Below are 8,523 nucleotides of genomic sequence, written 5' to 3' on the forward strand. Positions count from 1 at the left end.
ATCACCTAACTTACCGGTAATCCTTAACTCACCTTTACCAACCATGGTAAGCACTTCGATTGCCAGGATGTCACCACCAGCTTCCGTATAAGCAAGGCCAGTCGTAATCCCTACTAAGTTGTTTTTCTCTATGTAGCCGGTGTTGTATTTTGGTACACCAAGATAATCCTGAAGATTGTCTGCGGATACCACTAATCCGCCAACATTTGTGGTCATGATCTTTCTTACGGCTTTTCGAGAGATCTTTGCAATCTCTCTGTCCAGATTTCGTACTCCAGCCTCTCTAGTGTAATCGTTCAATAGCTTGACAATGCCCGACTCTTTTATTTCTAAGTCCCCAGATGTAATGCCATGTGCACGAAATTGCTTTGGTATAAGATAGTGCTGTGCTATCTGCAGCTTTTCATCTGTAGTGTAACCAGACAACCTGATCACTTCCATTCTATCAAGTAAAGGGTGTGCAATGTCCGTGGAGTTTGCTGTGGCGACGAACATCACTTTAGAGATATCGTAATCTAGCTCAAGATAATGATCGTTGAACCGGCAGTTTTGCTCAGGATCAAGAGCCTCCAATAGAGCAGATGACGGATCGCCTCTGTAATCAGAGCCTAACTTATCAATCTCGTCCAACAGTATTAACGGGTTGCTTGTCTTTGCCTTTTTCATAGCCTGAATAATCTTACCAGGCATTGCTCCTATATAAGTTCTACGATGCCCTTTAATCTCCGCTTCGTCCCGCAGTCCTCCCAAAGAGATCTTGACAAAGGCCCTACCAGTTGCGTCAGCTATTGATCGAGCAAGGGATGTCTTACCAACACCAGGCGCTCCTAATAAACAAAGTATAGGGCCTTTTAACTCCTCTGTTCGAAGATACACAGCGATATACTCCAGTATTCGCTCTTTGATCTTGTCCAAGCCGTAATGATCCCTCTCCAAAATGCTTAAGGCATCTTCTATGCTTCTTTTGCCAACCGAATACTTTTCCCAAGGCAGATCCAAAATCCAATCCATGTAATTCCGTATCACCGTTGACTCAGATGACATAGGATTCATCATTTTGAGCTTTTTCAGGTCTGCCTCTACACGCTCTCTGGCCTCTTTCGTGAGTTTGAGTTTTTTAAACTTTGCGTGTAGAGTGTTTACTTCTTCCTTAAAGTCCTCTTCACCTAACTCCTTGTGAATAGCCTTTAGCTGCTCATTGAGGTAATAGTTTTTTTGATTTTCCTCTATCTGACTTCTAACTCTGCTTCTAATTCTAGTCTCCGTGTTAAGCAGCTCAACTTCAGAGTCAAGCAACAGTAAAATCCTTTCAAGCTTTTTGATAATGTTGGTGGTCTCCAATATCTCCTGCTTTTTTTCTATTCTGCCCAATATATGAGCACTCACTGTATTGCAAAATTTACCAGGGTCCGTGAGATGCGTTAAAGTGTTAAGAACCTCAACATTGATCTTTCTGTTAAGCTTGATGTAGATTTGAAACTGTGCAACTATAGAGCGCATCAGAGCAGCGATCTCAGTGTTTCCTGCTCTATATGCTGTATCTGGCAAGGCTCTAATCTCTGCTCTCACAACAGCATCATCAGATATAAACCTGGTGACCTTGACTCTTTCCATACCTTCTATAAGAACCTTTATAGTACCGTCCTGAAGCCTTAGAACCTGTAAAACGCTGGCCAGAGTACCAACCTTATACAGATCGTTCACTTTTGGCTCTTCCCTGTTTGGATCCCTTTGAGATAACACCAGTATTTTGTTATTCTTGGTGTCAGTCGCTTCTTCAAGCGCCTGTACCGAAGCCTTCCTGCCCACAAATAGGGGCACAATCATATGGGGGAAAACTACCAAGTCCCTAAGTGGTAGAATTGAATAAGCTTCTTTGTGTTCTTTTACCATGACATGACCTTTGGCTGAAATTTATAAGTACAATATAGGTTCAATTTTTGATTCTGCAAGATAAGGTAAGTGTTTTAAGCATTATTTACATTAGATTATACCAATGCCCATTTTTAAATGATTCAAAACGGATTTTGCGAAATTCGCCTCTGCGCACGTATTTCAATACGCTTACGTAGCCTCATCCTCAAATCCATTTGCCTGATTTAATCTGGAATTTGGTATTATTGGTTGTCATTTTGTGTATAATCCAAAATTTATCAGTTTCATATCTTGCTTACATTTACAATGTATACACTCATAATCAAAACACTTTTACATCTATTTTTGTTGACGTTGATAACGTTTTCGCACACACCAACTCTTTCTCCACAAAACGTGTTGCTGCCGGATATTATACTCCTTTTTATCTTTTTTGGCGAACTATTTCAGGTGAGTCGCCTCTCAAAAATTTGCCTGTTCATATTTGGTGTATTTAACGATTATATCAATAACACTGTCATAGGCATCACACCACTGGAGTTTGCAATCATTACAACAATTATTTCCGTCAATTATAAGGCTTTAAATAATCAAAAATTTGTAATAATATGGCTCACATTCATCTGTGCCGCTACCATTGTCTATATTATTAAATTTGTGGTGATATCGATATTTTACACATCATTCACTTATAATATGTACGAACTATCCAAATTATTGCTCACTATATCCTCTTATCCGATGATTCACTTATTATTTTTCCAAATACTTAAAAACCAAGTGCTGATCAAAAATAATGAAAAGTGATTTTAAGAAACTACAATCTTTCACTAGACGAGCATTTATCATCACTTTATTTCAGTTTATTTTTTTCTTTTTAATATTTATTCGATATTTCTACCTTCAAATTATAGATGTATTAAAGTACAAGACGTTGTCCGATAAAAATAGGGTGCGCCTTTTCATCATTCCATCTCCAAGAGGAATTGTAGTGGACAGAAATAATAGTGAGATTATTGCTAATAGATTAAGTTATACTTTGATATTTGAGCCCACTGAGCACTTTGAGATTGCTTTGTTGTTGAATCACTTAAAGAAAATACTTCCCGAGAGATTTAGTGTCGATGACGAAAGGTTAAAACATCGTATGAGACGAACAAAGCCTGGAGGCATCTTAACTATTGCTGAAGACTTAAAGTGGGAAGAGGTAGCAAAGATTGAGCTGTATACTCCAATAACACGGAACATTAGAGTGCACACAAGCCACAAGAGAGTCTACTCACTATCCAAAATGTGTGCGCATGTTACTGGTTATATAGGCCACGTCAGCAAGTCCGAGCTTAGCGCATTAAACATCCCCAATACATCCGATCTCTATACAGGTAAGAACGGTGTAGAGAAGTTTTATAACGAGGAATTGCAAGGCACACCCGGAATCAAAAGAACAGAAGTCGACGCGTTTGGGCGGTATGTGAGGGATCTTTCCTATACAGAAGCGATACAAGGAAACACCTTACAACTCACCATCGATCAGGGTCTGCAACAAGAGGTATCTTCACTCTTGGATGGCAAAACAGGTGCTGCTGTTGTGCTTGATATCGATACAGGACAAGTATTGGCAATGCATTCTGAACCATCTTTTGATCCAAACCTCTTTGTTGCAGGTATGTCACAGAAGAGCTGGCGGACCATCAAAGAAGACCCAAGGTTACCCATGATCAACAGAAGTATAAGTGCAGAGTACCCGCCCGGGTCTACATTTAAAATTGTCAGTGCACTGGCTGGCTTGGAATACGGTGTGTCGGAACACTTCCGAGTCGTATGCACTGGCACATACCAAGTAGGCAATCGCACTTTTCACTGCACACGGAAACACGGACATGGATTGGTCAACATGAAATTAGCCATAGCTCAATCCTGTAATACATATTTTTACAATATTGCCGAAAAGATGGGGATCAAAAATATAGTGGATACCGCCCATGTACTAGGCCTTGGAAGTAAAACGAACATAGAGCTTCCATACGAGAGAAGTGGGCATATACCAGACACATCTTGGAAATTGTCGACATTGAAAAAGAAATGGATGAGTGGTGATACCATCAATGCCGCTATAGGTCAGGGATTTGTCTTGGTGACAATCATACAGTTAGCGCAAATGGTTGGCCGTATAGCATCTGGGAAGCTAATCACACCTACTCTCATTTCACAGAACAATGGAGCCAATTCCATCAGAGCACAAGGCGCGGAGACGATGCTAAAGTGTCAAAAACATCATTTGGACCTTATTCGTGGTGGTATGTACATGGCGTATAACGATTATAGAGGCAACATGTATCCACATAGGCTACAGATACCTGGGTTGGCAATCTCTGGTAAAACAGGAACAGCCCAAGTTATCTCGTCCAGAAAGGTAACAAATAGAAACCTACAAGATCATGGGCTGTTTGTTGGTTTTGCACCATTTTCAAGTCCAAAGTATGCTGTTGCAGTTATCGTGGAGCACGGGTCATGGGGCGCACTCAGCGCATTACCTATAGCAAACCCCATTTTTGTATGGTTGCACGCAAACAGCTAGAACTGTTCTTCTGTTAGTGCTTTTGCTGCTGCGTGTAGTTTGAGAATATCCTGAATTGATGATAGCTCAGTGGTTTGTAACCTTTGTAGGGTACGTTCAACGCTTTGGTGTATCATCATATAGCTGATTTGCTCCCTCAAAAAGAGCTCTACAGCCTTTTCATTGGCAGCATTCATAATCACTAACCTACTTTGCTCCCCTTCATGCGCCACATCCAAGGCTAGTTTTAACAAAGGAAACCTCCTATAATCTGGTGAACTGAAGTTAAGAGAGCCTAGTTGTGACAGATTCAATGGCTGATGTGCAATATTACCTCTAGTCGGATAAAACAAAGCATAGGCAATTGGAGTTCGCATATTAGGCATGCCAAGGTGTGCAAGTGTGCTGCCATCAGTATATTCTATCAACCCATGCACAACAGATTCTGGGTGTATCACAATGTCAATCAGATGATATGAAATATTAAAAAGCTGATGAGCTTCTATCACTTCCAATGCCTTGTTCATCATCGTAGCACAATCTATAGAGATTTTACTACCCATGCTCCAAGTTGGATGTCGAAGAGCCTCATCTTTTGTGACATGCATCATATCATCTAATGACCTATTACGAAACGGCCCACCAGAACCGGTTAATGTCATTTTGGTTATTGCATCCTTGTTTCTTCTCTCCAAAACCTGGAAAAGTGCGCTATGTTCCGAATCTATAGGAATGATCGTGCTATCGTATCGCAACGCAGCGCTCAAGAGCAAAGGTCCAGCACAAACTATGCTTTCTTTGTTACCTAAAGCCACGATGCTAGACCCTTTTACTGCTTCCATAGTAGGTTCTAATCCGTCCAAACCCACTATACTCGATACCGTAACGTCATATTTCTCTCGTGCTAATTCTAGCATTGCGCTTTTACCAGCGTGTACCTTAATTTTATGTCCAGATAGCGTAGACTTTAATTGCTCGTAATACTTTTCTTGAGCTATTACTATATTCTTAGCGCGGAGTTCTATTGCTTGCTGCGCCAACTTTTCCCAATTACGATCCGCAACAATGTTATCTACGCAAAATTCTTCTCTATGCTCTAAAATGATGCTAGCAGTACTGGTGCCTACCGAACCCGTTACTCCCAAAATTTGTACACTTTTAGTCACAATCCCACATGTATGTTGTGTTAGTCATCAGTTTGTTCTCACGTGACTCATGATTTTCATATCACTCATGACGTAGACGAATGCATGAAAACTGTCGCAGAGCTTTTGCTTTGTCATTAAGCATTTGGTGTGTTGCTCGTCTAAAACTATGGAGCTGTTCGACATTTGTATATGTATCAACACCTAAATTGTCCACATTTTTCACATTCACGCAAAGGAGCTGAGTAGTACAAAAATTTGGAAGATCAAACATGTAATGATTTGGTTTAGCAAGCGAATTGGTAAAGAATTGTTCATGAGCAGGATTTCTACTTATAAATTCTTCGTAAAACGTCTGATCCACTTCATAACTCGCTTGTTGAATACATGGCCCCACTGCGCATACCGTATTGGTTCTTTGAGCTCCAATCTTTTCCATAGCGTAGATAGTGTTTGTGAGAATACCGTTGATCGCTCCTTTCCATCCAGCATGGGCAACACCTATAACCTTTGCATATGCATCATAAAAGAGTACAGGAGCGCAATCACCAGTACGTACACACAGCAATAAACCAGGTACATTGCTAACTATTGCATCGGCCTCTTCCGTTCCTATGTCAGCTGAGCTTTGATTAAGTATCGTAACAACATTTGTGGAGTGTACCTGACGTAACATTATTACGTTTTTTGCACTCATACTAAAAGAGCTGCTCAGGTAAGTTTGAGGGGTTAGCTCATATTCATCTGTGACATGTTTGGGCTTTCCAAAAAAGCAATGCTCTATTCCCGAAAGTTCAGCAAGAACCTGACTGTAGTACCTAAATAGATCATATTGAGAGTCACTATCGTAGTCAGGCATCTAGTTGGTTTGTAACGTCAGTTGATATGAGCCCATAAGTACTACACTTCAAATCAAATGTCCACCTGCCTATTGATTCTACCTTCCCCTTGACTGGTCTTTACCCTGAGATACCGCTTGAGCTTTGATCAGATTGACCCAAAAACCACCCTTTTTGGATGACGATTGTATGTTCAGCCTAGCCATTATGTATTGCAGCTTTTGTGACATGATAAACTTCGTCCAGAAGCCTTGGGGTTTGACAACTCCAACTATTCTGACTTCTTCTTGCTGCTCTTCCTTGGGTCGCTCCTGAACATTGTATTGTTCAACGTTTACCAAAGAGTGATTAAGTTGATCCTGTGTTTGTTTCTCGTAGACTTTATCTCTTGCAGGAGGTTCAGCAGGTAAGCTAGGCCTTGTAAATCGTTTAGAAAAATTGACAGTACGCGCTCCCTTTTTATTTATCGAACGCTTGTGGTTGTAAACTTTTATCAACACTAAAAGGAGTAGTGTGACTACAACAGGAATTGCTACTAAGTACAATTTATCAACTTCAAGACTATACAGCATTGTACGTTCTATATTTGTATATTTTTAGAAGGTTTGCGATAGGAAATCTACATTACATTATAGTAATGCCTATTTGATTGCTGAGCAATACAATAGATGTGCTCTCAAATAGACCTCTGTAAGATACTTTGCTCTCGGATAGCCCTACATTTTTGTGGTGTGACATATCGTACATGTTCTGATTGAGTAGTCGGTGTTAGGAAAGGGAGATGGATGCCCGTTTTCACGGGCATGGCAGAGGAGAAATGGGCATGGCAGAGGAGAAATGGGCATGGCAGAGGAGAAATGGACATGATAAAGGAGGGAGCGCGAAGTACAAAGGGAGAGGGGTAGTGGCAAATGAGGGGAGTATGAGGGACAAAGGAAGATGCCGGAATGACAAAAGAGGAAGAGTGGGAGTGGCAAATGAGGGAGGGCAAGACACAATAAAAAATATGAAATTGTGAATTGTAGTGTCACTAAAAATACATGCGTTTGATCGACTGAAATGCAATTTTAACATTACATAACGTTTCTAATACAGTACTTTAAGATCTTTTGAAAAATATGGGATTAATATTAGGATTAATGATGTTTGGAAAAAAAACGATGCGTAAAGATCTTGAAAGGGTCGCAAAAATGTATTACAATGTTGACCAATGAAGCGTTCTAATTCCTCCCCCTTTATTCTCATGAGCGCTTTATTGCTCCCTTCAGCTCTGTATCAGAGTGTATTGGGAGCATCCCCCCTTGTTCTTGTTCCCCTTTTATTGCTGGTTTGTTGCGCTTTGGCACTGTCTGTGGTTTTCTGTAGACCCCTGCAAGACGCTTTGATCTCGGATAGCGCTACATTTTTGTGGTGTGACATATCGTGCATGTTCTGATTGAGTAGTCGGTGTTAGGAAAGGTGAATGGATGCCTGTTTTCACGTGCATGAAAAAGGAGAAATGGGAATGACAAAAAAGGGGAGTGTGAGTGACAAAGGAGGGAACAGGAGTGGCAAAAGGGGCGTGGTGATGACAGAGGAAGGAGCGACAAAGGGAGTATCGGAAGGACCAAGGAAGATGCCGGAAGGACAGAGGAGAGTGAGAATGACAAAAAAGGGGAGCGGGAATCCTTTTTATTGCTATTAGTAGTGTTCATGCACTTGCTCTAGCCTAAAAAATTGTGTAGTATGCACACTAGATTTCGTAATTTAGGCTATATCATTGAGCGACACTAGTAACTTACAAGAAAACTCAGGAAACGTAGTTCCAGTTTTCATCGAGAATGAAATGAAAAGGTCATACCTTGACTATGCAATGAGTGTGATCGTAAGCAGAGCGCTTCCTGATTGTAGGGATGGTCTAAAGCCCGTGCAAAGGAGAATTCTGTACTCAATGCATGAGATGGGCAATTACTATGATAAACCATACAAAAAGTCAGCGAGAATAGTTGGTGATGTAATAGGTAAGTACCATCCACATGGGGATGCACCTATATATTTAGCTCTTGTAAGAATGGCTCAGGACTTTTCCTTGAGAATCCCTTTAATTGATGGTCAAGGAAACTTTGGA

General features: G+C 40.7%; 9 protein-coding genes. 5 read left to right on the forward strand and 4 right to left on the reverse strand.

What is annotated here, in order from left to right; genetic code table 11:
- Positions 1-1,893 (reverse strand): endopeptidase La (gene lon / locus EDM53_RS02335; protein ID WP_130122039.1); only part of this gene is annotated, 1,893 nt, incomplete at its 3' end.
- A 288-nt stretch (positions 1,894-2,181) separates the two neighbouring features.
- Here lon and mreD point away from each other — a divergent pair.
- Both mreD and mrdA read left to right on the forward strand, forming a co-directional pair.
- Positions 2,182-2,682 carry a rod shape-determining protein MreD gene (gene mreD, locus EDM53_RS06560; protein WP_130122041.1) on the forward strand — a complete coding sequence of 167 codons (501 nt, stop codon included), beginning with the start codon at positions 2,182-2,184 and terminating at the stop codon, positions 2,680-2,682.
- Positions 2,672-4,453, forward strand: a complete 1,782-nt coding sequence (mrdA, locus tag EDM53_RS02345) for a penicillin-binding protein 2 (protein ID WP_130122043.1) — start codon at positions 2,672-2,674, stop codon at positions 4,451-4,453. Before mreD ends, mrdA begins: the two co-directional genes overlap by 11 nt.
- Here mrdA and dxr read toward each other — a convergent pair.
- From dxr to EDM53_RS02360, 3 genes are all read right to left on the reverse strand, one after another.
- Positions 4,450-5,598, reverse strand: a complete 1,149-nt coding sequence (dxr, locus tag EDM53_RS02350) for a 1-deoxy-D-xylulose-5-phosphate reductoisomerase (RefSeq protein ID WP_165379576.1) — start codon at positions 5,596-5,598, stop codon at positions 4,450-4,452. The two genes, mrdA and dxr, sit on opposite strands and share 4 nt — an antisense overlap.
- A 61-nt stretch (positions 5,599-5,659) precedes the next feature.
- A complete protein-coding gene (gene pgeF / locus EDM53_RS02355) occupies positions 5,660-6,436 on the reverse strand; it encodes a peptidoglycan editing factor PgeF (RefSeq protein WP_130122047.1) in 777 nt (258 codons plus the stop codon).
- A gap of 78 nt (positions 6,437-6,514) precedes the next feature.
- Positions 6,515-6,988, reverse strand: coding sequence for a hypothetical protein (locus EDM53_RS02360; RefSeq protein ID WP_130122049.1), 474 nt, complete (start codon positions 6,986-6,988; stop codon positions 6,515-6,517).
- A 209-nt stretch (positions 6,989-7,197) separates the two neighbouring features.
- Here EDM53_RS02360 and EDM53_RS02365 point away from each other — a divergent pair, with 209 nt between their 5' ends.
- The 3 genes from EDM53_RS02365 to EDM53_RS02375 all read left to right on the forward strand — a co-directional run.
- Positions 7,198-7,434 carry a hypothetical protein gene (locus tag EDM53_RS02365; protein WP_130122051.1) on the forward strand — a complete coding sequence of 79 codons (237 nt, stop codon included), beginning with the start codon at positions 7,198-7,200 and terminating at the stop codon, positions 7,432-7,434.
- Positions 7,435-7,878: 444 nt separating this feature from the next.
- A complete protein-coding gene (locus EDM53_RS02370; RefSeq protein WP_130122053.1) occupies positions 7,879-8,100 on the forward strand; it encodes a hypothetical protein in 222 nt (73 codons plus the stop codon).
- 141 nt (positions 8,101-8,241) lie between these two features.
- On the forward strand, positions 8,242-8,523 hold a 282-nt coding region (locus EDM53_RS02375; RefSeq protein ID WP_277986521.1), incomplete at its 3' end, for a DNA gyrase subunit A.

This window comes from Rickettsiales endosymbiont of Peranema trichophorum, assembly GCF_004210275.1.
Taxonomy (GTDB): Bacteria; Pseudomonadota; Alphaproteobacteria; order Rickettsiales; family Midichloriaceae; genus RICK02.